The organism is Pseudoxanthomonas sp. PXM01 (assembly GCF_014851815.1).
Lineage (GTDB): Bacteria > Pseudomonadota > Gammaproteobacteria > Xanthomonadales > Xanthomonadaceae > Pseudoxanthomonas_A.
Genome location: NZ_JACVAJ010000004.1, coordinates 39,076 through 64,445, shown reverse-complemented (window position 1 = coordinate 64,445; position 25,370 = coordinate 39,076). Strand labels below are relative to the sequence as shown.

Below are 25,370 nucleotides of genomic sequence, written 5' to 3'. Positions count from 1 at the left end.
GATCCAGCGGAGAAGAGGGGACGATATCGGGCGCTCCCCGATGCGGCAATGACGATCTGTGTCGCGTCGTCCATCACGGCGCGTCGCCGAGAAAGCGCCGCCAGCGTTGTGCAGCGCGAAGGAGGGAGGCGTGTTCGGCATCTTCCAGCGGGCGTAGCGGATCGAACACCACATCGCCGTCGGCGACGGCGCGCTTCCATGTCGCCGCGACGCGGCCGCCGACGATGGCGGTGGCGGCCACGAGTCCGTTGACGCTGAACACGCGTCGCGTCTGCGCGGCATCCAGTACCGGGGTGCGGTCACGGTAGCCGATCAGGTATTCGTCGAACGCGGGCAGCACGTGCACGGCCCGGGATCGCGACGGCGCGGGCGCATCGGACCGCCACCACCATGTGATGCCCTCGCAGGTTTCCTGCTCGACGGCGGATGAGGCGAGCGTCAGCGCCTGCCGTGCATCCTTCTGCGTCAGTCCCGACCACCACGCGAGATCGGCGGCGGTCGCAGGCCCATGGCCCTGCAGATAGCGTAACGCGAGGCGATGCAGCGCTTCGTCGCGCGCGAGTGCTGCAGCTGGCGGCACCCAGGCATCCATCAGCACGAACGTCGGCTGCTTGCCCAGGCGGGGTCCGTGACAGATCACGCTTTCGTGCGCCAGCCAGTTCAGCAGATGAAGACCACGCTGGTCGCGGCTGACGATGCCGGCGGCATCCATGCAGGCGTAGAGGTCGGCGCGTGCCATCGGCGTTCCGGTGGACAAGGCACGTTCCACCACGCGCTGGCCACGCGCCAGCGTCGTCGCGTCGAGGCCCAGCTCACGGGCGATGCGTCCGGCGTTCGCGGCCTGCACGCGCGGCGCGAGCAGCGCGACCATCCAGCGCACGTCCTCGCGCGCCAGCAGGTGCAGCGTGCCGCGCATCGGCCAGGTGCGCACGATCTCGCCGCGGGCGATGGCGCCCTCGACATCGGCCTGCGTCGCGTCAGCCGTGCGCAGGCCGACCGCCCACAGCGCGGCGTGGTAGTCCTGGGACTGCATCGCGGCCATGTGCCGTACGGCGTCGGCGGGCGACGAACCGAGTGGCGCGTTGATGCCTTGCGCGCGCAGGCGGTGCGCCGTCAGCGACGGCAGCACGCCTACTTCTCCTTGCGCCAGTTGATCGAGCCGCGTGTCTCGGTGGTGCTCGACTCGATTTCCACGTCGAAGCCCTTGCGCAGCAGGTACTTCAGCGTGACCGCCGAGCCCGAACCGACCATCGAGACGCCGTAGCTGACGTAGAGCTTCGGCGAGAGGTACTTGCCCACGCCGAACACCGAGCCGCCCAGCGTGCGCGACTCCAGCACGCCGGCATCGTCCAGGCCGATCTTCGCGCCGAGCTGGGAGGCCAGCAGGCCAGCGCCGGCGCCGAGCGCGGACGAGGCCGCGTTGATGCGCTGGCTCTCGTCGCTGCTGGCGGTGTTGAGCGAGCGGCCCAGGACCAGGTAGGCAAGCGCTTCGGATTCGGCCATCGCCGGATTCGACCACACGCGTGCGCGCGGCTGGCTGGCGCGGCCGGTGACATCGATGCCGGCGGTGACGCCCGCACTGACCACTTCGCGCTCGGCGCGGATGTTGATGCGCGGATCGGAGACGGCGTTGTTGCTCCACGCCAGTTCGCCACGGGTGATGCGCAGCTTCTGGCCATAAGCCTCGTAGCGGCCGTCGACATCGAGGCGGCCGGTCGCCAGCATTTCGCGGCCCGGTTGCGAGCGCACATGCAGGGTGCCGGCCAGCGTGCCCTCCAGGCCGTAGCCCTTCAGCTCCACCTTGTCGCCGACCTTGAGCGCGAGGTCCAAGTCCAGCCGCGAACTCGGCGCACGCTCGGGGTCGACGGGATCGAGGATCACCACGTCTTCCGACGCGGAGACGCCGCTGTCGAGTTTCTCCACGTCGATCGTGGCGGACGGGATGCCGACCTCGCCGCGCACCTGGATGGTGTTGTCGGCGAAGCCCACCTGGATGTTCGGCGAGGCGACCGCACGCAGGTCGGTGGTGTCGGAGACCAGCACGTTGTCGCCGCGCACCTGGAACTGCAGCGGCGTGGTGTCGTTGTTCCAGCCCAGCGTGCCGGCCACGTTGAGCACGCCGCCGGTGCCGGTGCCGCCGGTGGACGACACCGTCTTCATGCTGCCGTCGATACGCGCGCTGCCGTCGGACAGCGCGACCAGCTCGGCGCCGCCATCGGTCAGCGACACGCCGAGCGCCGGCAGTTCGCCGGTGAACTCGGTCAGCGTGGCCTCACCGCTCAGCAGTGGGTGGCCGCGCGTGCCGGCGACGCCGATATGGCCGGCCAGCTTGCCTTGCGGGCGCACCAGGTCCGGCGAGAACAGCTCCATCCAGAACAGGCGCGAGTTGTGGAAGTACAGGTCGCCCTTCAGCGGCGCGAACGCATCCCAGCCGGTATTGAAGGTCGCATCGACATAGCCGTCGCCCTTGAAGCCGGTGCCGAGGCGGCCCTGGATCCGCTGCGGAGTGAAATCCACATCGAGGGTGAAGTTGTCGTAGCGGATGATCTCGCCGCGCGCGGTGGTGCCCATCTTCAGGCCGCCATCGAGCGAGGCCAGATGCACCTCGCCCTGCCAGGCGTTGCCGGCCGGGCGCAGCGTCGCATCCAGCGTGAACTCGCCGCGCAGCGTCAGCGGACGACCATCGGCCGGCGGCAGCCACGGTTGCACCAGCGCCAGCGACAGCGCTTCGCCGCGCACTTCGAGTCCCTGGCGCGGCCAGTTGGCGCTGGCGCAGAGCGCACCGCCGATGTCCGAACCGAGGCAGCTTTCCGACAGCGTCCAGTTGGCGCCGTTCTGCGCGAAGCGGGCAGGCTGCCGCAGCGTCCACGGATTGCCCTTGGACGGTGCGATACGCAGCGCGTCCAGCGAGCCCTGCCAATTGGCACCGCGCTTTTCTACCGTGCCCGACAACGCGACCGCGCCCATGGCATTGCGGGCGTCGCCGTCGAAGCGCAGATCTTCCACCGCGCCACGCGCATTGAGGGTCACGTTGTCCAGCACGGTGCCGACATCCACCGCACTGCCCTGCAGGGCGAGATCGCCGTCGCCGCTGCGCCACGGCAGGCGCCCGCGCAGGCTCAGCGTGCCCGCGCTCCAGTCGTTCCAGCGCAGGTTCTCGCCGCCGAGGTCGGCGTCGATGTTCGGTGCGGTGCGTGCGCCGGTGAGATTGACCGTGCCGGCCAACGTGCCACTGGCCTCTGGCAGCAGGTCCGCCAGGTTCAGCGGACTCAACGCGGCGTCCACGTCCAGCGTGTCGCCGACCTTGCCATTCGCGGTGACGCGGCTGCCGCCGAGCGACAGCGCGAGATCGCCCGAGCCGTTGTTGCCGTCCAGGGCGAACGTGCCGCGCGCATCCAGCGGGCGATCGCGCAGGCGGCCGGTGAGTCTCGGGACATCCAATGTGCCTTTGAACAGGCCGTCCTCGCGCTGCTGTCCCTTCGAGGCCAGCTCGCCGGACACGTTGCCGTTCCAGCCTGCCGCGAAATAGCCGGGATCGAATCCGGCCAGCGTGGCGGTGACATCCCAGTCCAGTACCGGCGACCAGCCGACGGTGCCGGTGGCATCCAGCGTGCCGGTCGGCATGGTGGCGCGCAGCGTCTTCACCTGCGCGCGCTCGGCGTTGCCGCTGCCATCGAACTCCAGCACGGCGCTGTCGTCGCCGCGCGTCAGCGTGGCCTTGCCCAGCGCTGCCCATGCCTCCAGCTTGCCGGCGACGCCGAAGTCGCCCTCGGCGCCGATCATGCTGTCCGCCTCGGTGCCCCAGCGCAGGCCGCGCGCGTTGACGGCGAAGCGGAACTCGGGATTCTCCGGCACGGTGAAGTCGGCACGGCCGCGCAGCGAGGCGTAACCATCGAACGCGCGGATCGCCAGCGGCTCCACGGTCAGCACTTCGCCATCGATGCGTGCATGCGAGGGTTCGATGACGACCGCGATATCGCCCTGCTGCACGGTGCCCTGCAGGTCGGCAGCGCCACCGGCGCCCTTGGCGACCAGGTCGAACGACACCGGCGTGCTGTCGTCCATCACGCCGAGCAGTGAAAGGTCCAGGGCTTCGCTCTTCGCCGCGAAGTTCCACGTCGGTCTCGTCTCGCCGCGCAGGGTGAGCGTCGCCCGCAGCGGCGCGGGCGCGGCGCCGGACACGCCGACATTCATGCGTGCGCGGTTGCCGCGCGCCACCAGCCCGATGCGGGCCGGCGTGCGTCCGAGCGGGGCGGGGAACACGCCGGTGGCCGTGAGGTCGGTCGCGTAGCCGTCGCGCGGCGCGTAACTGCCGTGCACCCCGAAAGCGCCACGATCGCTGGCGATGGCCAGCTTCTCGGCGATCACGTAGCCGTTGCCGATATCGATGCCGCCGCTGGCATGCGTGATGTCGATGACCGGCTGGCCGCTCTGGCGGACCAGGAAGCGGTCGATCTCCAGCCGGTCCGCCTGGATGGCCAGCGGCATCTCGATCTGCGGCAGCAGGTCGGGCCAGTGCGGCAGTTCGAACGGCTCGTCGCTTTCGGGCACGTCGAGCATCGCGCCGCGCAGTTTCAGCACGTCCAGGCGCAGGCGCTTGCCGAGCAGCGGACGCAGGTCCGGCTCCAGGTAGACCTCGTCGGCGGTGAAGCGGATCTTGTCCCAGCGGAAGTCGACGCCGCGCAAGGTCAGCGGGCCGGCGATGGGTCCCTCCGCTTCGCGGTAGTTCAACGAAGCGTCCGCCGGCAGGCGTGCCTTGATCTGCGCCAGCAGCACGTCGCGGCCCGCGACGGTCTGCAGCAGCCAGTACAGGCCGATGCATAACAGGACGGTGAGGATGCCGGTGCCGATCGCGCTGCGGATCGCCAGCGTGCGCATGCGTGCCTTGCGGCGCGCGCGCAGTTCGGCGATGCGCGCGTCGCGCTCTTCGGGCGTGAGGTTGTCCGGGAGCTTGTGCTTCCTCACAGATCCGTCCCGATGTTGAGGTAGATCTGGAAGCTGGAATCCGGGTCGTTGAGGCCATGCGCCACGTCGAGCCGCACCGGTCCCACCGGCGAGCGCCAGCGGAAGCCGATGCCTACGCCGGTGCTCAGGTCGGGACGCGTACCGTCGAAGGCGCTGCCGGTGTCGACGAAGACGGCGCCGCCGAACGGTCCGCCGTTCGGATACAGCTCGTACTCGACGCTGCCGGTCAGCACGTTCTTCGCACCCAGCGCATAGTCGCCGCGGCGCGGGCCGACTTCGCGCCAGGCGTAGCCGCGGATGCTGCGGTCGCCACCGGCGAAGAAGCGCAGCGACGGCGGCATCGCCACCAGCGAGCTGGTGAAGGTGTGTCCGTACTCGCCGCGCACGATCAGCGCGCTGTTGGTCTTGTAGCGCTGCGACCACCGCGCACGCATGTGGAACTGCATGAAGTTGGCGTCCGACCCCGCGCCGTCCACGCCGCCGCGCAGCAGGATGGAGCCGGCCAGCTGGTCGGGTCGGTTCGAACCCACCGGCGAGTTGGTGTAGTCCGCGCGCAGCGACGGGTAGGTGAACGTGGCGTACTGCACGGTGGTATCGGGCAGGCCGGTGAGCGGATCGTTCTCGACGTAGCGCCAGCGTTCGCGCAGCGCATGGATCGACGCGACCGCCGTCCAGTCCTCGCTGACCTGGCCGCTGCGACTGCCGGTGAACTCGACATGGCGCAGGTCGATGTAGTCGGTCTGCTCATCGCTGGCCTGTACGCCGACGGTGTACCAGCCGTCCAGCCACTTGAACGCCGGGATGCGGTACTGCGTCAGCAGCGTCTTGCGCTTCTGCGCGTAGTCCAGGTGGGTGGACAGCTTGTGTCCGCGCGAATTGACGTAGCGACGGTCCAGGCCCAGCCGGATACCGGGACCACTCTCGGTGCCGTAGCTGAGGCCGGCGGTGTAGATGTCGCGCTTGGCGAGCTCCAGGTTCACGTCGATCGGCACGCGGCCGTCCTCGGCCTTGTCGGGATTGGCCTGGATGTCGATGCTGGAGAAGTAGTCCAGTCCCACCAGCGACTCGCGCAGGCGATCCAGCTTGCCCTGGTGGAAGTAGCTGCCTTCTTCCCAGTACACCAGCTTCTCCAGCAGGCCGGGATCGAACTTGTCCTGGTGGAAGGTGGTGGCGCCCATGTCGTAACGGATGCCGCTGACCCAGCCCAGTGCGATGTCGGCGGCGTGGTCGGCGCGCGTGACCTCGACGCGCCGGTGGGTGAAGTCGGCATCGAAGTAACCGCGATCGGCGAGGCGCCGCACGATGGCCAGCTTGCTCGCCTCGTAGGTGGTGTGGTCGAAGACGTCGCCGACATCCGGTGCGAACGCCGCCAGGTCTTCCTTGAGGTAGCGGTCGTCGCCACCCTCGCCCTCGATGGAGAGGTCGCGTTTGCGCACGCGTACCGGTTCGCCGAGATCGACACGCACGGTCACCGTCAGGCGTTCGTCCTCGGCGCCCTCGGTGCGGGGCGCGTCGAGGGTGACGGTGGGCGAGTAATAGCCGAACGGCTCCAGCGCTTCGCGCGTTTCAGCGACGGCTTCGCCCAGCAGGTACTCCAGCCGCGATTCGCCCAGCCGCTTGCCCAGCGAGTCGTTCAGCGACAGCGCGGCGTTGATGTTCTCGACCATCAACTCGTCGTCCAGCCCTTCGACCTGCACCTTGTCGACGATGGCCGCGGCCCAGGCCGGAGCCGTGGCGGCGAGCAGGACGACGAAGGTGGCGAAGCGGGGGAATCGACGCATGCGGGGAGGATACCCGGTGCAGGTTAAGCAGGGTGAAGGGGTGCGCGATCACGCAGCGCATCGTTCACGGAAGCCTTCGATCATCGCGATGCGCTCCTTCCCCCGCGCGCGGGGGAAGGTTGGGATGGGGGCAAAGGCGACACGACACAGACGAGGGTTCTGTGAGCGAGCCCTGCATCGCGCTTGCCCCCACCCCAGCCCTCCCCCGCAAGCAGGGGAGGGGGCGCATGGCGAGGACGTCAGTTCGACAGATGCTCGATCGCCGCCACCGCACGGAAGCGATCGGCCAGGCGCTTCAGCAGGGCCAGGCGGTTGGCGCGCACGGCCAAGTCGTCGGCGTTGACCATCACGCCATCGAAGAACGCATCGACCTGCGGGCGCAGGCGTGCGAGGTGGTTCAGTACGGTCACGTAGTCGTGGTGGTGCAGGGCTTCGTCGGTCTCGCCGAGTACGGCTTCCACCGCTTCGGCCAGTGCGCTTTCGGCCGGGTCGTTCAGCAGCGTGCGGTCGATCGCGTGCGGGATGGCGATGTCGGCCTTCTTGAGGATGTTGCCGATGCGCTTGTTGGCGGCAGCCAGTGCTTCGGCCTCCGGCAGCGTGGCGAAGGTCCCGATGGCATCCAGGCGCGTGTCGAAGTCGTAAAGCGAGGCCGGCTTCAGTTCCGCGACCGCGGTGAAGTGCGCGGCCGGCACGCCCTTGTCGGCGTAGTAGCTGCGCAGGCGGTCGAGGATGAAGTCGTAGAGGTCGTTGGCGATCGAGCCAGACTCCAGGAAATGCAAGGTCTGGCCTTTCTCGGAGAAGAACTTGCTGAGATGCGTAGCGACCCAGCCTTGTTCAGCACTTGCCGCATCGGCGACGGAGATCCCGGTGCCTTTGAAATGATCCTTGACCTTGCTGGCGTCCTGCGGACTGGTTTCGGCGATGGCGAGCGATGCTTGGCCCACGGCGGACGCGAGCAAGGTCTTCAGGTCCAGATTGAACCCACTCTCGATCACCGTCCTCGCCAACCCCAGCGCATTACGGCGCAAGGCAAACGGATCCTTGTTGCCGGTCGGCTTCAACCCCGCGGCGAATCCACCGGCGAGCGTGTCCAGGCGCTCGGCGATGGCCAGCACCTTGCCCAGCGGCGACAGCGCGATGTCGTCGCCGGCGAAGCGCGGCTGGTAGGCCTCGTCGATGGCCAGCGCGATCTCTTTCGGCTCGCCGGCGGCGATGGCGTAGTGGCGGCCGGCGATGCCCTGCAGTTCCGGGAATTCGTTAACCATCCGCGACTGCAGGTCGTTCTTCGCCAGTTCGGCGGCGCGGCGCGCCTGCGCCGGATCGGCGCCGATCTGCGTGGCGATGGTTTCTGCCAGCGCGGCCACGCGCGCGACCTTGTCGGCCACGCTGCCCAGCTTGGCCTGGTAGGTGACGGTCTTCAGGCCGTCGCCCATCGACGCGAGGCCCTGCTTCAGGTCTTCGTCGAAGAAGAACTTCGCATCGGCGAAGCGCGGACGGATCACGCGCTCGTAGCCCTTGCGCACTTCCGCCACGTCCTGCGACTGGATGTTCGCGATGCCGATGAAGTGCTCGGTCAGCTTGCCGCCGTCGCTAAGCACCGGGAAGAACTTCTGGTTGATCTCCATCGTCTCGATCAGCGCTTCCTGCGGCACGGCCAGGAACGCGGACTCGAAACTGCACAGCACCGCCGCCGGCCATTCGGTCAGGCAGACCACCTGTTCCAGGTTGTCGTCGGTGACGCGCGCGCTGCCGCCGGCCTGCGCCGCGGCCTTCTGCACTTCATCGACGATGCGCGCGCGGCGGGCATCGGGATCGACCAGCACCTTCGCGCCTTCAAGGGCGAAGACATACTCGTCGGGAGTGTTGATCCACACCGGCTTGTCGTGCTCGAAGCGATGGCCGCGGCTCATCCGGTCGGACGTCACGCCCAGCACCTCGGCCGGCACCACGTCCTTGCCCAGCAGCAGCACCAGCCAGTGCACCGGCCGCGCGAACGCGTAGTCGTGGTCGCCCCAGCGCATCGGCTTGGGGATCGGCATGCCGGCCAGCGCTTCGCGCACGATCTCGGCCAGCAGGTCGGCGGTCTTCGCGCCGGGCTTCACCGCGCGATGGACGAAGCGTTCGCCCTTGCCGTCGGTGGTGCGTTCCAGCTGCGTCCAGTCGATGCCGGCTTTGGCGGCGAAGCCTTCCAGCGCCTTGGTCGGCGCGCCGTTCGCGTCCAGCGCGATGTTGAGGTACGGGCCGAGCACTTCGGACTTCTGCTCCGGTTGCTCCACGTCCACCGCCGGCAGCAGCACCGCCAGGCGGCGCGGGGTGTACAGCGGCTTGGCGTCGCCACGTTCGAAACCGATGCCACGCTTCTCCAGCGCCGTGGTCACGCCATCGAAGAAGGCCTGCGCCAGGCCGGGCAGCGCCTTGACCGGCAGCTCTTCGGTGCCCAGTTCGATCAGCAGGGAGGAGGTCTGGCTCATCTTCAATCCTTCGCGGGGGCCGCGGCACCGGGAACCGGCGCATCGAACGGCACGTAGTACTTCTGCAACACCGGCAACGCCTCGTAACGCGCGACGCGCGCGGACAACGCCGGGAATGCATCCAGGTCGAACGGCACCGCATCGCGCACATAGGTGCAGAAACAGGCCAGGGTGATGTCGGCCAGGCCGATGCGCTCGCCGACCAGCCAGTCGGCATCGCCCGCTTCCACGCAGGCGTCATCCAGCACCTGCAGGGCGCCGCGCATCTGCAGGTGGCAGCGATCGAGCCAGGGCTGGTGACTCTTTTCGGCGGGGCGGAACACACGTTCCATCACCTGCAGCAGTGCCTTTTCGACGGCGCCGGTCGCATAGCCGACCAGCTTCAGCGCCTGCCGGCGCTGCGCGCCGTGCGGCGGCAGCAGCGAGGTGCCCTCGGCGGCCTGGCCGTCCAGCCAGTCGAGGATCACCGCCGACTCGGTCAGCGCTTCGCCGTCGTCCAGCACCAGCACAGGCACGCGCCCGAGCGGGCTGTACTCGCGGATGTGGTCGAAGTCACGACCCACCGACCAGTCGCGGTGTTCGAACGATACGCCGTGCAGCTCCATCGCCACGGCGACGCGCCGTACGAACGGCGAATCGAACATGCCGATCAGGATCACGCGCCGTTGTCCCGCTTCAGGCCGGGGAAGCCCAGCTTCTCGCGCTGCGCGTAGTAAGCCTCGGCCACGCCCTGCGCCAGCTTGCGCACGCGCAGGATGTAGCGCTGGCGCTCGGTCACGGAGATCGCGCGGCGCGCATCCAGCAGGTTGAAGCTGTGGCTGGCCTTGGTGACCTGCTCGTAGGCGGGCAGCGGCAGGCCGGCCTCGACCAGCTTCAGCGCTTCCTTCTCGCAGGCGTCGAAGCGATGGAACAGCTCGGCGACGTCCGCGTGTTCGAAGTTGTACGTGCTCTGTTCGACTTCGTTCTGGTGGTAGACGTCGCCATAGGTGACCACGCCCTGCGGACCGACGGTCCACACCAGGTCGTAGACGTTGTCGACGTTCTGCAGGTACATGCAGAGGCGCTCGAGGCCGTAGGTGATCTCGCCCAGCACCGGGCGGCATTCCAGGCCGCCGGCCTGCTGGAAGTAGGTGAACTGGGTGACTTCCATGCCGTTCAACCAGACTTCCCAGCCCAGGCCCCAGGCGCCGAGGGTCGGCGATTCCCAGTTGTCCTCGACGAAGCGCAGGTCGTGCACGCGCGGATCGATACCCAGCGCCTTCAGCGAGCCGAGATACAGCTCCTGCAGGTTGTCGGGATTGGGCTTCATCACCACCTGGTACTGGTAGTAACGCTGCAGGCGGTTGGGGTTTTCGCCGTAGCGGCCGTCGGTGGGGCGGCGGCTGGGCTGCACGTAGGCGGCATTCCACGGCTCCGGTCCCAGCGCGCGCAGGAAGGTGGCCGGGTGGAAGGTGCCGGCACCGACTTCCAGGTCCAACGGCTGGATCAGCACGCAGCCCTGTTCGGCCCAGTACTGGTTCAGGGTCTGGATCAGGGCCTGCAAACTGAGGCCCTGGAAGGTGGTTGCCGATGAAATGGTTTGTCCGGCCATCGCGTTATCGTGCACTGCGGAAAAGCGGGCTAGTATACGGGCAAGCCCTTGTCCTTCCGCCGCTTTTCGCCCGTTCGCCGCCGTCGTGGATATGCCCGTGAAAGCCCCTTTCCTCATCGTCGAAACCGGCCAGCCGGTGCGCTCGATGCGGCGCTATGGCGGCTTCCCGCACTGGATCCGCGTCGCCGCCGGATTGGAAGCGGACGAAACCGTGGTGGCCAACGTCGAGCGCGGCGATGCCTTGCCCTCGCGCGAAGGCTTTGCCGGCGTCATCGTCAGCGGCTCCGCCGCGATGGTCACCGATCGCGCCGACTGGAGCGAGCGCAGTGCCGACTGGCTGCGCGATGCCGCCCATGAAGGCCTGCCGCTGCTGGGCATCTGCTACGGACACCAGTTGCTGGCGCACGCCCTCGGCGGTGAAGTCGCCTACAACCCGGCCGGGCGCGAGTCCGGCACGGTCCACATCGACCTGCATCCGCATGCGCAGGACGATCCGCTGTTCTCCGCGCTGCCGCTGAAGTTCGCCGCCCACGCCACCCATGTGCAGACGGTGGCGCGGCCGCCGGAAGGCGCCACGGTGCTGGCGCGCTCCGAGCAGGACGGGTGCCATGCCTTCCGCTGGCGCGACCGCGCGTGGGGCGTGCAGTTCCACCCCGAATTCGCCACCCACCACATGCGCGGCTACGTGCATGCCCGCGCCGACCACCTGCGCAGCGAGGGCCGCTGCCCGGGCACCATCGCCCGCAGCGTGACGGCGGCGCCGCAAGCCCGCAAACTATTGCGGCGGTTCGTCCGCCATGCGCGTGGCCTGCACGCGCGCTGATTCACCGCTGCACACCCCTCAGAGAACCCCGATGTCGACGATCAACAAGGTGCCGGCCAGTGCCGGCGCGGAATGGCTGCTGGCGGGCTTCGCGCTGCTGAAGCGCGCGCCGGTGCCGCTGGCCACGCTTGCTGTGCTGTGGGGATTGATGTCGATGGTGGTGGCGCTGGTCGCCGTGACGCTGCCGGCGATGACGCTGGCGATGCAGTTCCTGTTGGTGCTGGCCGGCCCGCTGTTCTTCGCGGGCATGCTGTGGGCCGTGCGCGAAGTCGACCAGGGACGCGCGGCGCAGCCCTCGAACCTGCTGCAGCCGGTCCGCGATGGCCACGCGCCCGCGCTGCTGGCGACGCTGTTGCCGCAACTGCTGGCCGCGCTGGTGATGGGCGCGCTGCTGTTCGTGATGGTGGGGACCGAACAACTGCAGCATCTGGCCGATGTCTACCAGAAGATGCAGACGATCGCGGCCGCCGGCGGCCAGCCCGACCCCTCACTGGTCGAAGGGCTCCCGGCCGGTCGCCTGCTGCTGTGGCTGTTGCTGGTGGCGGTCGTCTTCGTGGCGGTGAAATGGATGACGTTCATTGCGTCGCCGCAGATCCTGTTCTCCGGCACGCACGTCATCGACGCCATGCGCAACAGCCTGCGCGCCTGCGTGCACAACTGGACCGCGATGCTGGTGTTCTACCTGCTGGCCGGCATCGCCATCTTCGCGGTCGGCATGGGATCGCTGCTGGTCGCGTCGATCCTGGCGCTGGTCGTCGGTGGGGCCATCGCAATGGGGCTGTGGCAGTTCACCTTGATGGCATTGGTGATGCCGGTGCTTGCGGGTGCCGCCTACACCGCATGGCGACAGATGCTGGGCGAGGGCGCGGCCACGCCGGGCGCACCAACGGCGCCCTCGCGGATCGAGGTCTGAAGCCGGCGCAAGCGCCGACGCTGCATCCAGTAGAGCCGAGCTTGCTCGGCTGAGCCGCCAACCGACGTCGGCCGAAGAGAAGCGGAGCAAGCTCCGCTCTACGAAAAGCGCGCCCACGCTCGGGACATGCCGGTGCCGTGGAGGCGGACTTGCCTTGTCGAGCGACTACGGCGTCTCGGGCGCCGGTTTCGGTTTCAACCAGCCGGCGGCGATGATGCCCAGCTCGTACAGCAGGCACATCGGGATGGCGAGCATCAGCTGCGACACCACGTCGGGCGGCGTGATCAGCGCGGCGATGACGAAGACACCGACGATGGCGTAGCCACGGCCCTCGCGCAGCTGCTGCGGCGTCACCCACCCCAGCAGCACCATGATCACCAGGGCCACCGGCAGCTCGAAGCTGACGCCGAAGGCCAGGAAGATCACCATCACGAAGTCGAGGTACTTCGCCGGATCCGGCGCCAGCGTCACGATGTCCGGCGTGAACACGGTCAGCGCGTGGAACACGCTGGGCAGCACCAGGAAGTACGCGAACGCGCAGCCGGCATAGAACAGCGCGATGGCCGAGACCAGCAGGGGCACCGCCAGTCGTTTCTCGTGCTTGTACAGGCCGGGTGCGACGAAGCTCCAGGCCTGGAACAGCAGCCACGGCGAGGACAGGAACAGGGCGAGGAAAAACGCCAGCTTGATCGGCGCGAAGAACCCGGACGTCGGGTCGCTGGCGATCATCTGCGTCGCCTGTCCCGCGGGCAGCTGGGAGATCAGCGGCTGGGCGAGGCGATCGTAGAGCTGCCGCACGAACGGTAGCAGCGCGAGCAGGATGATGCCGGTCCCTGCGAGACCGCGCACCAGCCGCGTGCGCAGTTCCAGCAGATGTTCCATCAGGCTGCTCTCGGCTTCCTGCTCCGGGGATTCGCGGTTCATCGCGCGTCCTTCGGCGGGAACAGGTCGGCGGTCGTGCCCGTTTCGGGCACGTGCGTTTCGTCCTGCGGAGCATCGACCTGCGTGTCGGTCGTCGAAGCGAGGCGGGCTTCCTCTTCGAGCACCGGCCCAGGATCGGCTGCCGCAGGCGCAGCCGGCGGTTTCGCGAGCGCGGGCGGCGTGATGGAAGACTCGATGTCGTCGCGCAGCGCCTGTGCGTCATCGCGGGCGGCCTGCCGCAGGTCCTCGAACTGGCGCTCGGTTTCGCGCGTGCTGTCGCGGATGCGCTGCTCGGTATCGCGCAATGCGTCCTGCGCGTCCTTCAGGTTGCGCTTGAGTTCCTCGGAGGCGAGCTCACGTTCCAGCTCGTCCTTCACCGAATACCACTGCGCACGTGCACGGCGGACCCACAGGCCGGCGAAGCGCGCGGCCTTGGGCAGGCGTTCGGGACCCAGCACGATCAGCGCGACGATGGCGATGACCAGCAGTTCACTGAAACCGATGTCGAACATGGTCGCGGCGGGCGTCCCGCCGGATCAGTTGGCGTCGCGGTCGCGCTCTTTGGCGGCGCTGGACTCATCGGTGCGCGACTGGTCGTTCAGCTGGCCGGCCGGCTTGTCGTCGTCCTTCATGCCCTTCTTGAAGCCCTTGACCGCTTCGCCCAGGTCCTGGCCGGCGTTGCGCAGGCGCTTGGTGCCGAAGACGAGCAATACGACCACCAGCACGATGATCCAATGCCAGATGCTCAAACCGCCCATGGTGTACTCGCAGGAAAGTTGGGGCGCTCAGGATAGCGCAGGCGGACCGCCCGGATGGCGATCCACCGCCCATTACTTCCGTTACGGGGTGCCGTCCAGCGGCTCGGTGCGCACTTCACCTTCCTGCACGGGCTCGAAGCCCTGCGTCTGCACGGGCGCTTCGACGACCACCGGCGCAACGGCGGGTGCGGGCGCGCGCGCCGTCGTCTGCGCGGGGGTGCCGCTCGTACCGCGGTTGCCGCGGGCAAGCTCGGTGACTTCTTCCAGTTGGTCGCGGAAGCCGACCACGGCATCCGACGGCTGACCCGCGCGGCTCTCGAAGATGGCGCGCGGCGTGGCGGCGCTGCCGTAGACCGAGGTGTTGGCGTCGTCGTCGATCTGGAGCACGGCACCATCGAGTGCCACGCCGGCGAACAGGCCGCGCGCGCGCGACCACGACCAGATCTCGGCCTTCAGCTGGCCATCGGTGGAGGCGCTGGCATTGCGGCCGACCGGGCCGGCCGCCACGCCGGCATCGGCGCCGAGGGTGAACTTGCCGTTGACGATGGAGTCGAGCGAGCGGTCGTTGCGGAACACCAGCACCACGTCCGACGACTGCACGCCGGCCTGGAAACCGATGCTGCCGCCGGTGAGCTTGATGAAGACCGGTTGCGACCAGCTGCCATCGGGATTCTTCACCGACATCAGGCCGTGGCCGCGGCGACCGCCGATCACCAGGCCCGCCTTCAACGTATCCGGAATGACGACGATCGCCCTGCCTTCGTCGAGCAGCTTGTCGGGGATCCCGTTCTCGGGGATGCGCTGGATCTCGTTGAGCACGCGCACCGCGTTGGTGGCGCGCTCGTCTTCCTTGGGACCCGCGATGGCCTGGCCGGCGAACAGGGCGGCGGCCAGCGCGAGCGCGGTGGGCGGCAGCAGGCGACGGGAGGTGCGGTTCATGGCGGCTCCATAAGGGGGTTTCGCAGCAGGACGCTGCAACTGCCTGAAAGTAGGCGGGCTGTGATGAATCGGTGCTGACGCGTGCCGTCCCGTCTGCGGTGCGGCGAAAGGTCGCACGGCATCGGCGCGACTGCGACGCTCTGACACAATACGCGGATGCCAGCGACCACGCCCGCCACTGCACTGCTCCTCGTCAATCTGGGAACGCCCGAGGCGCCCACGGCTCCGGCGGTGCGCCGCTATCTGGCCGAGTTCCTCAGCGATCGCCGCGTGGTGCAGATCCCCTGGCTGCTGTGGCAGCCGCTGCTGCGCGGGTTGATCCTGCCGCTGCGCGGCCCGCGCGCAGCGGAGAAGTACGCCAGCATCTGGATGCCGGAAGGTTCGCCGCTCGCCGTGTACACGCGCCGGCTGGCCGGAGCGGTGCAGGCGCAATTGCCGGAATGGCGCGTGCTCGACGCGATGCGCTACGGCCAGCCGGCATTGGCCGAGCGGCTGCGTGCGCTGCGAGCCGAGGGGATCCGCCGCGTGGTGGTGCTGCCGCTCTATCCGCAGTACTCCACGACGACCACCGAGTCGGTCCGCGACGTCGTGCTGCGCGAGGCCACCGGCCTCGAAGTGCAGTTCATCGAGCAGTACGCGACGGATCCGCACTGGGTCGCGGCGGTCGTGGCCTCGGTCCGGCAAGGGCGCGAGCGCCACACCGCCGGCGAACACCTGCTGTTCTCGTACCACGGCCTGCCGCAACGGCTGGCGCGCAACGGCGATCCGTACCCGCAGCAGTGCGAGGCCAGTACCCGAGCGATCGTGGAGGCGCTGGGCCTCGGTGAGGGGGAGTGGACGCTGACCTACCAGTCCCGCTTCGGCAAGGAGCGTTGGCTGGAGCCGGCCACCGACGCCACGCTGCAGGCGCTCGCGGCGCGTGGCGTGCGCCGGGTCGATGTGGTCTGCCCTGGCTTCGCGGTCGATTGCCTGGAGACGCTGGAAGAGATCGCGATGCAGAACGCCGAGCTCTTCCATGCAGCGGGTGGTGGTGAGCTGCGTTACCTGCCATGCCTCAACGATGACGCCTTGCACGCCGATGCGCTGGCGGCGCTGGCGAGACGGGTAGCGGGCCCCGGCGCATGAGCGTGCGCGAGTTCGAGGTCGACATCCCGCTGGGGCGGATCGCCGGACTACGGGCCGGCCACGACGGCGCGCGGGTGCTCGCGCTGCACGGATGGCTGGACAACGCGGCCAGCTTCGTCCCGCTGGCGGGCCACCTGCCGGGCGTGCAGCTTGTAGCTCCCGACCTGCCGGGCCACGGTCGCAGCGCGCATCTTGCGCCCGGCGCCGAGTACACCAGTGGGGTGGCGGTCAATGCCGTGCTCGACATCGCCGATGCGCTGGGCTGGGAGACGTTCTCGCTGCTCGGCCATTCGATGGGGGCCGGCATCGCCAGCCTGATGGCGGCGGCGGTACCGCAGCGCGTGCAGCGGCTGGTGGTGATCGAAGCGCTTGGTGGCCTGGCGGAAACCGTCGAGCGCACCGCCGACCGCTGGCGTGAAGCGATCGCCGCGGCCCGTGCGCTGCCGGGCAAGCAGTTGCGCGTGTTCGCCGATCTCGCGGCACCGGTGCGCGCGCGCATGCTGGCGAACCAGTTGAGCGAACCGGCGGCGCGGCTGCTGGTCGAGCGAGGGGTGCGGCCGGTGGAAGGCGGCTTCGTCTGGAGCAGCGATCCACGATTGACGCTGCCGACGCCACAGCGCCTGGATGAAGCGCAGCTCGCGGCGCTCGTGGCCGGCATTGCCTGCCCGACCACGGTGGTCTACGCGGATCCGCCGCAGCCCTACTTCCCCGAACCGCTGCGCTCGCAGCGCGCGGCACGGCTGCCGGATGGTCGGTTGCACGTCATGGCCGGCACGCACCACCTGCACATGGAAGATCCTGCCGGCGTCGCCGCCGTGGTCTCAGGTTTCCTGGCGTCCTGATCCGCCGCGCTTGGCGGCATGGAATTCCACGGCCAGCGCCACATCGCCCTTCCGGATGGGCGCGCTGCTCCGCCACCAGGTGGTGGTGACCGCGTCCAGCTCGCCATCCTGCTGCGCCAGACGACGCAGCAGTGCGATGTCCTCCGCACTGGCCAGTTGTTCGTTGGGCAGGTAGTAGTGCTCCAGTGGCGCGCGCGCCGCTGCCGGCATCCGTGTCAGACGGGCGATGAGTCCCGCGGCCGCCAGGCCGGACAGGATGTAGCCGGCGAGCAGCAGGGGGATGGAATCGTGCGTGCTGCCGAGCCACGCCACGCTTCCGGCGGCGGGCAACAGCAGGGCCAGGAGTTTCCCGAGGCGGTCGAAGCGCTGGATCCTGCTGGCTTCGCGTCGTCGTTCACGGGCGCGTGCGCCGGCTTCCTCGACCGACAGGCTCTTGCGGCTCATCAGCGCGCGGCGCGCGCCGAGGCTGGCGGCCGTTTCGGTGATCGGAAGGTTGTACAGCGAGAATCCCCGCGCGGCGTTGCCGGGCTCCGGCGGACGGGAACTGTCCGCGGTATCGGACGTGAAGGGGAGATGTGGCGCGGATGGACGCTGGTTCATGATCGGCGGGCGGCGGGAGGAAGGGGCCGACCGGCGGTCCAGCGCTCCTTGCTGGCCCGCCGATGCCGGCTTGCCTCTGAATTCGTGACGCCCGTCTCATTCAGGACATGAGAGGCATCACATGAAGTCGGCGCCTACTGTGTGTTGAGAAGCCGGTGCAGCTTGGCCTTGAGCCGGCGGCCCTCGGCGTGGAACCACGCCCGCTCATCGCGCCAGGAGGGGAAGCGGCTTTCGACTTCCCGCCAGAAGGCCGGCGAATGGTTGGCCTGCAGCAGGTGGCACAGCTCGTGGACGAGCACGTATTCGAACGCCGACGGCCGGCCCAGCACCAGCGCCAGGTCCAGCGTCAGGGTGCCATCCGGCGCCAGTGATCCCCATTGCGAGGACATCACCTTCAGGCGGATCTGGCGTGGCGCACGCGGAAGCCCGGCGAGGTAGGCCGGCAACCATCGCCCGATGTCGGCGCGCGCCTCGGCCTCGTAGAACGCGCGCAACGTACGTCGCAGGGTGGCGTCGCTGACGCGGGCAGGCAGGTGGACGTGGATGCCGTCCGCCTGCCGTTCGATGCGGGCGAAGCGGCCCTCGTGCCACCGCAGGGGAATGTCTTCGCCGCGCAACGGCAGATGGGTCGTCTCGCCCGGAACGAACGCGGGCGCATCGTCGTCCGGCGCGTGGCGCGCGAGCTGCTCGGCCAGCCAGTCGCGATGCTGCTGCAGGAAGCGCTCGCCCGAGACCAGGCTGGCGCGCCACGGCAAGGTCAGGCGCGCGCCACGCTCGTCGATGCTGAGCTTCAGCCGCTTCGCGCGAGGGTCGCGGACACGCTGGACGTCCAGCGCGCGGCCGTCCTCCAGCGTCACCGTCACCGTATCGCGCTCCACGCTGCGCGGCGTGCGGGTGATCAGGCGCTGGAGCAGGGACGGCATGGGGCGATGGTAGTGGATGGGCCGCCGCGGTCGCGTGCGCTCAGTCGGCCTTGCTGAGCTTGAGCGCGTGTTCCAGCACCAGGAACAGGCGCTTCACCTCACCCGACATCAGGGCGAAGCGTGCATCCAGTTCGGCGCGCAGGTCGTCGTGCTCGGTGTTCTCCAGCTGGTCGACCGCACCGTCGAGGAACTTCAGCTTGCGCACGATCAGGTCTTCGCCGAGGACGAAGGACACGTGGTCGTCCAGCACCAGCGCCAGCTTGGTGACCTGCTTGCCGGCTTCCAGGTGCTTGGCGATCTCGTCGCTCTGCAGCTCCTGATTCTGGCACTTCACCACGGCGCCACCGTCCATCGCGTCCTTGAGCTCGCATTCCTCGCCCAGCGACAGGCCTTCCGGCAGGGCTTCGCCGGCGATCCAGCCGGTCAGCACGTTGCGCGGCGCCACTTCGGCATTGAGTGGCAATGCGGGGAAGCTGCCCAGCGCGCGGCGCACTTCCGACACCACGTTCTCGCCGGTCTTGCGCGAGGACGCATCGATGGCGATGAAGCCATGCTCCAGGTCGATCAGCGCGTCGGTGCGCGAGGGCTTCACGAACGCGCGCGGCAGCAGTTCGTGCAGCAGGTCGTCCTTCAGTCGCTTGCGCGTCTTGCCGCCGGGCTTGCGGCCTTCCTTCGCCTCGATTTCCTGCAGCTTCTTCTGCAGCAGGTCGTTGACCACCGCGCCAGGCAGGATCTTGTCCTCGCCGCCCACGCTCAGCCAGATGGCGTCGTTGATGCGGTGGGACAGCGCTTCCTCGCCACGGCCGAACGGCGAGATGAAGCCGCGCGAGGACAGTTCCAGCGGCCCGACCGGCTTGAGGGCGGCTTCCGGGAGCAGTTCATCGAGCTGGGAGAAATCGAGGGAGGTGGGGAAGCGGAACAGCGTCAGATTGCGGAAGAACATCGAAAGACAGGTCTCTGGAAAGCGGAAAGGCCATGCCGCGGTGGGCGTGGTCGAAAGGGGCGTATCAGGTCTCGTCGGCGACAGGATCGCCCGCGAGCCACTGGGCCGCGCCGGGCAGTGCGGCGCCATCGCGATGGCCGAGCGACAGGAAATCGAACAGGTTCGGATCGCTGAGCTGCGACGGGCGGATGTCGCCCAGCGCGCGTGCGATGGTCTCGATGCGGCCGGGCGTCTCGCGTTCCCAGGCGTCCATCATCTTCTTGACCTGCTTGCGCTGCAGGTTCTCCTGGCTGCCGCACAGGTTGCAGGGAATGATCGGGAAGCCCTTTGCGTCGGCGTACTCGGCGATGTCGTCCTCGCGTGCGTAGGCGAGCGGGCGGATCACCACGTGCTTGCCGTTGTCCGACAGCAGCTTGGGCGGCATGCCCGACAGCTTGGCGTGGAAGAACATGTTGAGGAAGAACGTCGCCACCAGGTCGTCGCGATGGTGGCCCAGCGCGATCTTGGTGAAGCCGTTCTCCTCGGCATAGCTGTACAGCGAGCCACGGCGCAGGCGCGAGCACAGCGAACACATCGTCTTGCCTTCCGGGATCACCCGGCTGACCACCGAATAGGTGTCCTGCTCGATGATGTGGAACGGCACGCCCACGCGCTCCAGGTACTCCGGCAGCACGTGCTCGGGGAAGCCGGGCTGCTTCTGGTCCAGGTTCACCGCGACCAGCTCGAAGCGCACCGGCGCCTTCTTCTGCAGCTGCAGCAGGATATCCAGCATGGTGTAGCTGTCCTTGCCGCCGGACAGGCACACCATCACCTTGTCGCCGTCCTCGATCATGCCGAAGTCGGCGATCGCCTGGCCGACCTGGCGACGCAGGCGCTTGGCCAGCTTGCCCTGCTCGTGCGCGGCGCGACGCGGATCGGTGGCCGGACGGCGCAGGACGGGGTCGGGCAGGGGCAGGACGGTGCTCATGGCGCCATTCTACCCGGGCGTCCTCCGACCCTCGCCTCGCGCGGGACGGGTGCTGTCAGTCTGCGGCGGCGTCCTGCGGCGGCGTGTCCCCGGCGGCCGGTGCTTCGGGCTCCGGCGTGTCGCCTTCCGGCATCCACGTGGACGAGGGGTGCCGGCCCGGCATGGTGTTTCCTTCCGGCCAGGACAGCCACGCCATCGGGCCGCCGGCGCGGATCACCATGCCGTCGCGGGTTTCTTCCGGGATCGGCGGCATTTTCCAGAAGCCGGGCTTGGGGAACGGCTGCAGGTCCTGCGCGTACAGGCGCGGCAACAGCGCCGCCGCCCGCGCAGCATTGGTCTCGATGGCCTGGCGCAGCGGCGCGCAGTCGTCGGCCACCCAGACGCGCGCGCGCTCTGTCGAGGCGTAGCGTAGCGACCACTCCGCCGAGCGCGCGTCCTTGAGGCGTTGCTGGTGGGTGGCGTAGCGGCCGGCGACACGCCGCCGCGCGTCGGCGTCGCCGCGATTGGCGGCTTCGACGAGCGCGGCTCCGCCGCCCTCGATCCACTCGGCCTGTGCCTCGTCCACCAACCGCTGCATGTCGTCGGGGGTCTTGGCGGGCAGCGGGGCGGCAGGACTGGCGACCGTGATCTGGCCGTCCCAGCTGACGCGGGAGTCCTTGCTGCCTTCGCCCTTCGGCGCGTACATCACCTGCACCGTGGTCAGCAGGTAGTCCAGGTCCGGTGTCAGCGCATAGCTGAGCAGCAGCATGTGGCGTTCGTCCTTGGCCGACACCACGTCGTCCAGGGTCTGCTTGCCCGTCAGCACGTGGCGGGCGACGGTCGGTTGCCCCTGGTGGCGGGCGATGGGCTCCAGCGCATCCATGAAGGCCGTGCTTCCGTCCAGCAGGCACTGCCGTTCGCGCAGCAGGTCGTACGCAGGCTGTACGGTGGCGCGCGCTTCCTTGAGGCGCTGGTGCTCGATGCCGGCGACGACCAGCCCACCGATCAGGTTGCCGGCCAGCAGGGCGCCGGCCGGGATCGTGTTGGACACGACGGTCGGGGCGCCGGCAGGGCCGACATAGGGCACCTGCATGCGGGTGCGGTCGTTCAGCGCGACCAGGTGCAACGGCGCCGCACGCAAGGTGTCCAGCGGCGGCGGTTGCCGATCGGCGGCAAGAACGGTGGGCGACATGGCGCACGACAGCAGCGCCGCCATGCAGCAGCGTGACAACACGGACATCGATTTTCCCCTGGACATGATGATGCCGGTCCCTCGCCGGCGGCCGATCCTAGCACCGGACAGGCACGCGCATGCGGTGACGATGCGGAGCGGGACGGTGTACGCTCGCGGCGTGGACATCGACAACCCCGCCGACATTGCCGAGAAGATCGCCGCGCTCCGGGTGGAGCACCGCGATCTGGATGAGGCCATCGTGCGGCTGGTCGACGATGAGGCCGCCGACGAGGTCGCGATCAAGCGGCTCAAGAAGCGCAAACTGTGGCTGAAGGACTGCATCGCGCGTCTCGAAAGCGCGCAGATCCCCGACGAGCCGGCCTGACCACCGGAGACAGCGAAGACGAAGGCCCGCCTGGGCGGGCCTTCGGACCTCCGGGGCGATCGATCACCGGTAAAGACGGACGACCTGCAGGGTCCAGTCGACTTCCTTGTCGCCGGCCTTCGCCTCGAGCACGGCATGTTCCGTTTCCAGGAACGCATCCGCCGCGGGCGAATCCAGGTCGCCGATGGCTTTCAGTGCCATGGCGCGGTCCTGCCAGAGGTTGCCGTCGCGGTAGATCGACGTCAGCAGGTCCAGCTGGTCGACCGCGCCCAGCGTGCCCAGCGAGGAAATGGCCGCCAGGCGGACGTACTCGTCCGGATCGCGCGCCAGCGTCGCCATGGGGCCGATCGCGTTCGGGTTGTTGGTGAATCCGAGCGCGTAGACGTCGAGATAGCTGTCGTCGCTGCGCGTGGCGATCTTCTTCACCAGGCGGTCCACGTCGGCATCGCTGCTGCGCGCGCCGTGCAGGCGTGCGGCGATCTTCGCGGCCAGTTCCTTGATGGCCAGCGACAGCGGCTGGTTGAAGGTGGGCTCGACGACTTCATCGAAGCTCCAGACCGGGACCTTGCCGCGCTTCACGAACACGCCCAGTCGCTGCTTGCCCGTCGGCGTCACCAGGTCGCCGCCGAGGAAGGTCAGCGTGACGAACGGACTGAAGCCGTTCGCGCGATGGTTCTGCATGCGGAACGCCGTCAGTTCCAGCGTCGGCAGCGCGTTGCCGCCCAGCTCGACCTGCGTGGGCAGGCCGCGCGCCACCAGCTCCGCCTGCAGGTTCTTCGCGAGGTAGCTGGCCGCATCGAGCGGCGCGCCGTCCACCGTCAGCGCGGCCGGAAGGACGCCGCTGGAAAAGGCGCGGCCCGCACCCGGCCGTGCATCGACCAGGGCCAGCGTGGTGGACGGCCCGGAGGTGCCGAACACCAGGTGTTCGGAAGGTGCCGGATGGCGGACGGAATACGACTTGGGCGCGCAGCCCGCGAGCAGGGCGAGCGCAGCCACGCATGCGGCCATGCGGGCGAAATGACGGACGGACATTGAGTTCCCCTGTGTGATGTGACGTTCCCTGTGGCGACCGGTCCCCACCGGACGCCGCGGGCGAGTATAGCCACGCCGACACGACTGACACGCGGGCGCGCGACGTCCTTCAGGGGCGACGCAATCTGACGCAGTGCGTCACTCCGGCGCAGGCCGTTGCGCCACGTCCGGCGACGCGCGTCCGGCTACGCGCCGCCGAGAGGGGAAGAAGGCGCCGCATGCGTGCGCGGCCAACAGTTGGCCCGATGCTTGCTTGATTGTCCGGCGTGGGGATTTCCCCTACCGACTGACCGTCTGCCGTCCTGCCGGCGCCGCGGTTCCCGATGATCAGGCCCCGTGCGCTGCCGCGCCGTGGCGAGGGAGTGGCATGGAGCAGGACAAACCGTTCAACCACCGGATGCCGACAACTGCCCGCGAGGCGCGGATCGCATCGGCGTCGGCCGAGGCGGCGCTGGCCGGCATCGGGCTGCGGACGCACCGCATCCAGCCGGGGGAATCCTTGGGCGACGTGCCACGCCTGCGACGCGAGGTCTACTTCCACGAACAGGGCCAGTTCGGCGACCGCAGCAAGCGCGTCACCGATGGCCTGGACGATTGCGGCACTACGCTCGCGGTGGAAAAGGGCCAGCAGGCGATCGCCACACTGCGTCTGCACGATTTTTCGCCGCTGGCGGTGCAGGTGGAGTACGGCAGCCTGTTCCAGATCGACGATTTCGCGCGCACCTGGCCGCTGGCGCAGGTGGCGGTGGGCACGCGCTTCGCGGTGCAGGCCGACCAGCGCAGCAAGCCGGTGGTGGATCGCCTGATGGAAGAGGCGTATCGCTGGGCGCAGGAAGCGCGCATCCAGTACTGCCTGCTCGCCTGCGAGCCGTTCCTGCATGGGGTGTTCGAGCACTACGGCTTCCGCGAGTACCTCCCGCCGGCGATCCTGCCCGGGGGCGTGGATCTGCTGCGGATGGTGCTGGTGATGGAGGACGAGCCGTACCTGTCCGAGTGCGGCTCACCGCTGCACCGGTTGATCCGGGAGCCCGCGCGCGCGCTGCCCGCCAAAGCCTGGCTGACGCGCTCGTTCCACGCGATGTCCTGAGCCGCGGCGCGTCAGCAGACCGCGTTGAGCGCACCCAGCAGGCGCACCAGCGCCGGCTGGCTGCGCTCGCCGGTCTTGTCGAACACCACCTTCAATCGCGTCTGCGCGGTGGATACCGCCACGCCGCAGGCCTGTGCCGCGAGGGCGAGGTCGGCGTGCTGCAGCATGGCCACCGCGAGACGGCGTTCGGCGTCGGTCAGACCGAACAGATGATGCAGCGCCTGTTCCAGTCGCGCGGGGCTCGCGGAGGCGACCGGCTGCGCGAACACCAGCAAGGCGGCGTCGCCCGCGACCAGCGGCGGCGCCAGGGGATGTGCGGTGATGGCGATGGCGCCGATGCCGGGCGCCTGTACCACCAGCTTTTCCACGTCGCCTGCCTGACCGTCGGGGCGCGCCAGCGTGGCGCGCGCCAGCAGCTGTTGCAGGGATGCATCCTGCCAGCCCGATGCGGACAGCTGGCCCGCTGTGCGATGCAGGACGCCGAGGCTGAGCAGGCGCTCGCCACCGGCATTGGCGCGCAGCAGCTGACGATTGGCGGATAGCGTGAACATGGCCATCGGCGCCTGGTCCAGCGCCGCCTCCAGCGACTCGACGCGCTGCTGCAGCAGGTCGAGCCGGCGCATGATGGCGTAGGCGTTCACCCAGTGCGGCACCACCTGCTGGAACAGGCCCAGTTCGTCCTCATCGAACAGGCGATGCCGGTCGTCGCGGCAGATCGACAGGGTGATCGAATTGGCACCGTCGTAATGGCCCACCGCCGCGACCTGCTGCTCGACGCCGAACTGCCGGTAGTAGGCGTTGAAGATGTCGCTGCGCCTCATCTTCGCGTTGGGCAGGAGGTCTTCCGTATTGAAGACGCGGCCGGTGGCGAGGTGTGGCATCGCACGGCTGACCCAGGGATCCTCGTTGAGGTTGAGCGGCTGCATCTCGGTAGCCATCCGCACGGGATCGGCGCCGTGCACGCGCGCCACGCTGCCGCGGCCGCAGGCGACATCGTGGCCGAGGATGCCGGTGAGATGGCTGCGCGTCGCCTGGCCGAGCAGGAGGTTGAAGTCGTCCAGCCGGCTCGGGTCCAGGATCGATTCGTACAGCGGCTCGAGCACGCGCGCCAGGGCGTGGTCGTCGTTCATCGGTATTCCCCCGTGGCGGCG

23 protein-coding genes are annotated in these 25,370 nt (G+C 68.9%); 6 read left to right on the top strand and 17 right to left on the bottom strand.

Features of this window, described 5'->3' with window-relative positions:
* Positions 1–73 precede the first annotated feature (73 nt).
* The 6 genes from IB230_RS19395 to glyQ form a co-directional block, all read right to left on the bottom strand.
* Positions 74–1,129 (bottom strand): winged helix DNA-binding domain-containing protein, encoded by a 1,056-nt coding sequence (locus IB230_RS19395; protein ID WP_192274519.1) that lies wholly within the window; start codon positions 1,127–1,129, stop codon positions 74–76.
* A 2-nt stretch (positions 1,130–1,131) separates the two neighbouring features.
* Positions 1,132–4,965: a translocation/assembly module TamB domain-containing protein gene (locus tag IB230_RS19390; RefSeq protein WP_343227371.1), complete on the bottom strand. Its 3,834-nt coding sequence runs from the start codon at positions 4,963–4,965 to the stop codon at positions 1,132–1,134.
* Positions 4,962–6,746 carry an autotransporter assembly complex family protein gene (locus IB230_RS19385; protein ID WP_192274518.1) on the bottom strand — a complete coding sequence of 595 codons (1,785 nt, stop codon included), beginning with the start codon at positions 6,744–6,746 and terminating at the stop codon, positions 4,962–4,964. The genes IB230_RS19390 and IB230_RS19385 overlap by 4 nt, the downstream gene beginning before the upstream one ends.
* A 239-nt stretch (positions 6,747–6,985) precedes the next feature.
* On the bottom strand, positions 6,986–9,217 hold the full coding sequence (gene glyS, locus IB230_RS19380; protein ID WP_192274517.1) for a glycine--tRNA ligase subunit beta: 2,232 nt from the start codon (positions 9,215–9,217) through the stop codon (positions 6,986–6,988).
* A gap of 2 nt (positions 9,218–9,219) precedes the next feature.
* Positions 9,220–9,876 (bottom strand): glutathione S-transferase family protein, encoded by a 657-nt coding sequence (locus IB230_RS19375; protein ID WP_192274516.1) that lies wholly within the window; start codon positions 9,874–9,876, stop codon positions 9,220–9,222.
* Positions 9,873–10,808 carry a glycine--tRNA ligase subunit alpha gene (gene glyQ / locus IB230_RS19370; RefSeq protein WP_192274515.1) on the bottom strand — a complete coding sequence of 312 codons (936 nt, stop codon included), beginning with the start codon at positions 10,806–10,808 and terminating at the stop codon, positions 9,873–9,875. The genes IB230_RS19375 and glyQ overlap by 4 nt, the downstream gene beginning before the upstream one ends.
* 91 nt (positions 10,809–10,899) lie before the next feature.
* On the opposite strand from glyQ, the gene IB230_RS19365 reads away from it, so the two are divergent.
* Together IB230_RS19365 and IB230_RS19360 are read left to right on the top strand one after the other, a co-directional pair.
* Positions 10,900–11,631 (top strand): glutamine amidotransferase, encoded by a 732-nt coding sequence (locus IB230_RS19365; RefSeq protein WP_192274514.1) that lies wholly within the window; start codon positions 10,900–10,902, stop codon positions 11,629–11,631.
* 31 nt (positions 11,632–11,662) lie between these two features.
* Entirely contained in the window at positions 11,663–12,544 is an 882-nt protein-coding gene (locus IB230_RS19360) for a BPSS1780 family membrane protein (RefSeq protein ID WP_192274513.1), read from the top strand.
* Positions 12,545–12,709: 165 nt separating this feature from the next.
* Here IB230_RS19360 and tatC read toward each other — a convergent pair whose 3' ends face one another.
* The 4 genes from tatC to IB230_RS19340 all read right to left on the bottom strand — a co-directional run bounded on the left by tatC (position 12,710) and on the right by IB230_RS19340 (position 15,162).
* On the bottom strand, positions 12,710–13,468 hold the full coding sequence (tatC, locus tag IB230_RS19355; RefSeq protein WP_192274512.1) for a twin-arginine translocase subunit TatC: 759 nt from the start codon (positions 13,466–13,468) through the stop codon (positions 12,710–12,712).
* The gene (gene tatB / locus IB230_RS19350; protein ID WP_192274511.1) at positions 13,465–13,977 is read right to left on the bottom strand and encodes a Sec-independent protein translocase protein TatB; all 513 of its coding nucleotides are present in this window, start codon (positions 13,975–13,977) and stop codon (positions 13,465–13,467) included. The genes tatC and tatB overlap by 4 nt, the downstream gene beginning before the upstream one ends.
* 24 nt (positions 13,978–14,001) lie before the next feature.
* Positions 14,002–14,223 carry a Sec-independent protein translocase subunit TatA gene (tatA, locus tag IB230_RS19345; protein WP_062353690.1) on the bottom strand — a complete coding sequence of 74 codons (222 nt, stop codon included), beginning with the start codon at positions 14,221–14,223 and terminating at the stop codon, positions 14,002–14,004.
* Between the two features lie 81 nt (positions 14,224–14,304).
* On the bottom strand, positions 14,305–15,162 hold the full coding sequence (locus tag IB230_RS19340; RefSeq protein ID WP_192274510.1) for a lipid-binding SYLF domain-containing protein: 858 nt from the start codon (positions 15,160–15,162) through the stop codon (positions 14,305–14,307).
* Between the two features lie 156 nt (positions 15,163–15,318).
* Between IB230_RS19340 and hemH the strand changes: the two genes are divergently transcribed.
* Complete coding sequence (hemH, locus tag IB230_RS19335) at positions 15,319–16,287, top strand: ferrochelatase (RefSeq protein WP_192274509.1); 969 nt, start codon at positions 15,319–15,321, stop codon at positions 16,285–16,287.
* Entirely contained in the window at positions 16,284–17,129 is an 846-nt protein-coding gene (locus IB230_RS19330) for an alpha/beta hydrolase (RefSeq protein WP_192274508.1), read from the top strand. The genes hemH and IB230_RS19330 overlap by 4 nt, the downstream gene beginning before the upstream one ends.
* Here the strand turns inward: IB230_RS19330 and IB230_RS19325 are convergent.
* From IB230_RS19325 to IB230_RS19305, 5 genes are all read right to left on the bottom strand, one after another.
* Complete coding sequence (locus tag IB230_RS19325) at positions 17,109–17,729, bottom strand: hypothetical protein (RefSeq protein ID WP_192274507.1); 621 nt, start codon at positions 17,727–17,729, stop codon at positions 17,109–17,111. The two genes, IB230_RS19330 and IB230_RS19325, sit on opposite strands and share 21 nt — an antisense overlap.
* 134 nt (positions 17,730–17,863) lie before the next feature.
* Entirely contained in the window at positions 17,864–18,652 is a 789-nt protein-coding gene (locus tag IB230_RS19320) for a SprT family zinc-dependent metalloprotease (RefSeq protein WP_192274506.1), read from the bottom strand.
* A 40-nt stretch (positions 18,653–18,692) separates the two neighbouring features.
* Positions 18,693–19,595 carry a recombination-associated protein RdgC gene (locus IB230_RS19315; protein WP_192274505.1) on the bottom strand — a complete coding sequence of 301 codons (903 nt, stop codon included), beginning with the start codon at positions 19,593–19,595 and terminating at the stop codon, positions 18,693–18,695.
* A gap of 64 nt (positions 19,596–19,659) precedes the next feature.
* Positions 19,660–20,562: a tRNA 2-thiocytidine(32) synthetase TtcA gene (gene ttcA, locus IB230_RS19310; protein WP_192274504.1), complete on the bottom strand. Its 903-nt coding sequence runs from the start codon at positions 20,560–20,562 to the stop codon at positions 19,660–19,662.
* Positions 20,563–20,617: 55 nt separating this feature from the next.
* The gene (locus IB230_RS19305; RefSeq protein ID WP_192274503.1) at positions 20,618–21,733 is read right to left on the bottom strand and encodes a hypothetical protein; all 1,116 of its coding nucleotides are present in this window, start codon (positions 21,731–21,733) and stop codon (positions 20,618–20,620) included.
* 160 nt (positions 21,734–21,893) lie between these two features.
* Between IB230_RS19305 and IB230_RS19300 the strand changes: the two genes are divergently transcribed.
* Complete coding sequence (locus IB230_RS19300; protein WP_343227373.1) at positions 21,894–22,100, top strand: YdcH family protein; 207 nt, start codon at positions 21,894–21,896, stop codon at positions 22,098–22,100.
* Between the two features lie 63 nt (positions 22,101–22,163).
* Here IB230_RS19300 and IB230_RS19295 read toward each other — a convergent pair whose 3' ends face one another.
* On the bottom strand, positions 22,164–23,132 hold the full coding sequence (locus IB230_RS19295; protein WP_192274502.1) for a HEAT repeat domain-containing protein: 969 nt from the start codon (positions 23,130–23,132) through the stop codon (positions 22,164–22,166).
* A gap of 367 nt (positions 23,133–23,499) precedes the next feature.
* Between IB230_RS19295 and IB230_RS19290 the strand changes: the two genes are divergently transcribed.
* A complete protein-coding gene (locus IB230_RS19290) occupies positions 23,500–24,219 on the top strand; it encodes a GNAT family N-acyltransferase (protein ID WP_192274501.1) in 720 nt (239 codons plus the stop codon).
* A gap of 11 nt (positions 24,220–24,230) precedes the next feature.
* On the opposite strand, the gene IB230_RS19285 is transcribed toward IB230_RS19290, so the two are convergent.
* Complete coding sequence (locus IB230_RS19285) at positions 24,231–25,349, bottom strand: hypothetical protein (protein ID WP_192274500.1); 1,119 nt, start codon at positions 25,347–25,349, stop codon at positions 24,231–24,233.
* Between the last annotated feature and the right edge of the window lie 21 nt (positions 25,350–25,370).

Coding starts and splice junctions, on each gene's coding strand:
- hemH (WP_192274509.1), top strand. CDS start 15,319: ATGCCAGCGACCACGCCCGCCACTGCACTGCTCCTCGTCAATCTGGGA.
- glyS (WP_192274517.1), bottom strand. CDS start 9,217: ATGAGCCAGACCTCCTCCCTGCTGATCGAACTGGGCACCGAAGAGCTG.
- tatC (WP_192274512.1), bottom strand. CDS start 13,468: ATGAACCGCGAATCCCCGGAGCAGGAAGCCGAGAGCAGCCTGATGGAA.
- IB230_RS19330 (WP_192274508.1), top strand. CDS start 16,284: ATGAGCGTGCGCGAGTTCGAGGTCGACATCCCGCTGGGGCGGATCGCC.
- IB230_RS19290 (WP_192274501.1), top strand. CDS start 23,500: ATGGAGCAGGACAAACCGTTCAACCACCGGATGCCGACAACTGCCCGC.
- tatB (WP_192274511.1), bottom strand. CDS start 13,977: ATGTTCGACATCGGTTTCAGTGAACTGCTGGTCATCGCCATCGTCGCG.
- IB230_RS19365 (WP_192274514.1), top strand. CDS start 10,900: ATGCCCGTGAAAGCCCCTTTCCTCATCGTCGAAACCGGCCAGCCGGTG.
- IB230_RS19325 (WP_192274507.1), bottom strand. CDS start 17,729: ATGAACCAGCGTCCATCCGCGCCACATCTCCCCTTCACGTCCGATACC.
- IB230_RS19320 (WP_192274506.1), bottom strand. CDS start 18,652: ATGCCGTCCCTGCTCCAGCGCCTGATCACCCGCACGCCGCGCAGCGTG.
- glyQ (WP_192274515.1), bottom strand. CDS start 10,808: ATGGCCGGACAAACCATTTCATCGGCAACCACCTTCCAGGGCCTCAGT.
- IB230_RS19360 (WP_192274513.1), top strand. CDS start 11,663: ATGTCGACGATCAACAAGGTGCCGGCCAGTGCCGGCGCGGAATGGCTG.
- IB230_RS19385 (WP_192274518.1), bottom strand. CDS start 6,746: ATGCGTCGATTCCCCCGCTTCGCCACCTTCGTCGTCCTGCTCGCCGCC.
- IB230_RS19315 (WP_192274505.1), bottom strand. CDS start 19,595: ATGTTCTTCCGCAATCTGACGCTGTTCCGCTTCCCCACCTCCCTCGAT.
- tatA (WP_062353690.1), bottom strand. CDS start 14,223: ATGGGCGGTTTGAGCATCTGGCATTGGATCATCGTGCTGGTGGTCGTA.
- ttcA (WP_192274504.1), bottom strand. CDS start 20,562: ATGAGCACCGTCCTGCCCCTGCCCGACCCCGTCCTGCGCCGTCCGGCC.
- IB230_RS19285 (WP_192274500.1), bottom strand. CDS start 25,349: ATGAACGACGACCACGCCCTGGCGCGCGTGCTCGAGCCGCTGTACGAA.
- IB230_RS19295 (WP_192274502.1), bottom strand. CDS start 23,132: ATGTCCGTCCGTCATTTCGCCCGCATGGCCGCATGCGTGGCTGCGCTC.
- IB230_RS19305 (WP_192274503.1), bottom strand. CDS start 21,733: ATGTCGCCCACCGTTCTTGCCGCCGATCGGCAACCGCCGCCGCTGGAC.
- IB230_RS19340 (WP_192274510.1), bottom strand. CDS start 15,162: ATGAACCGCACCTCCCGTCGCCTGCTGCCGCCCACCGCGCTCGCGCTG.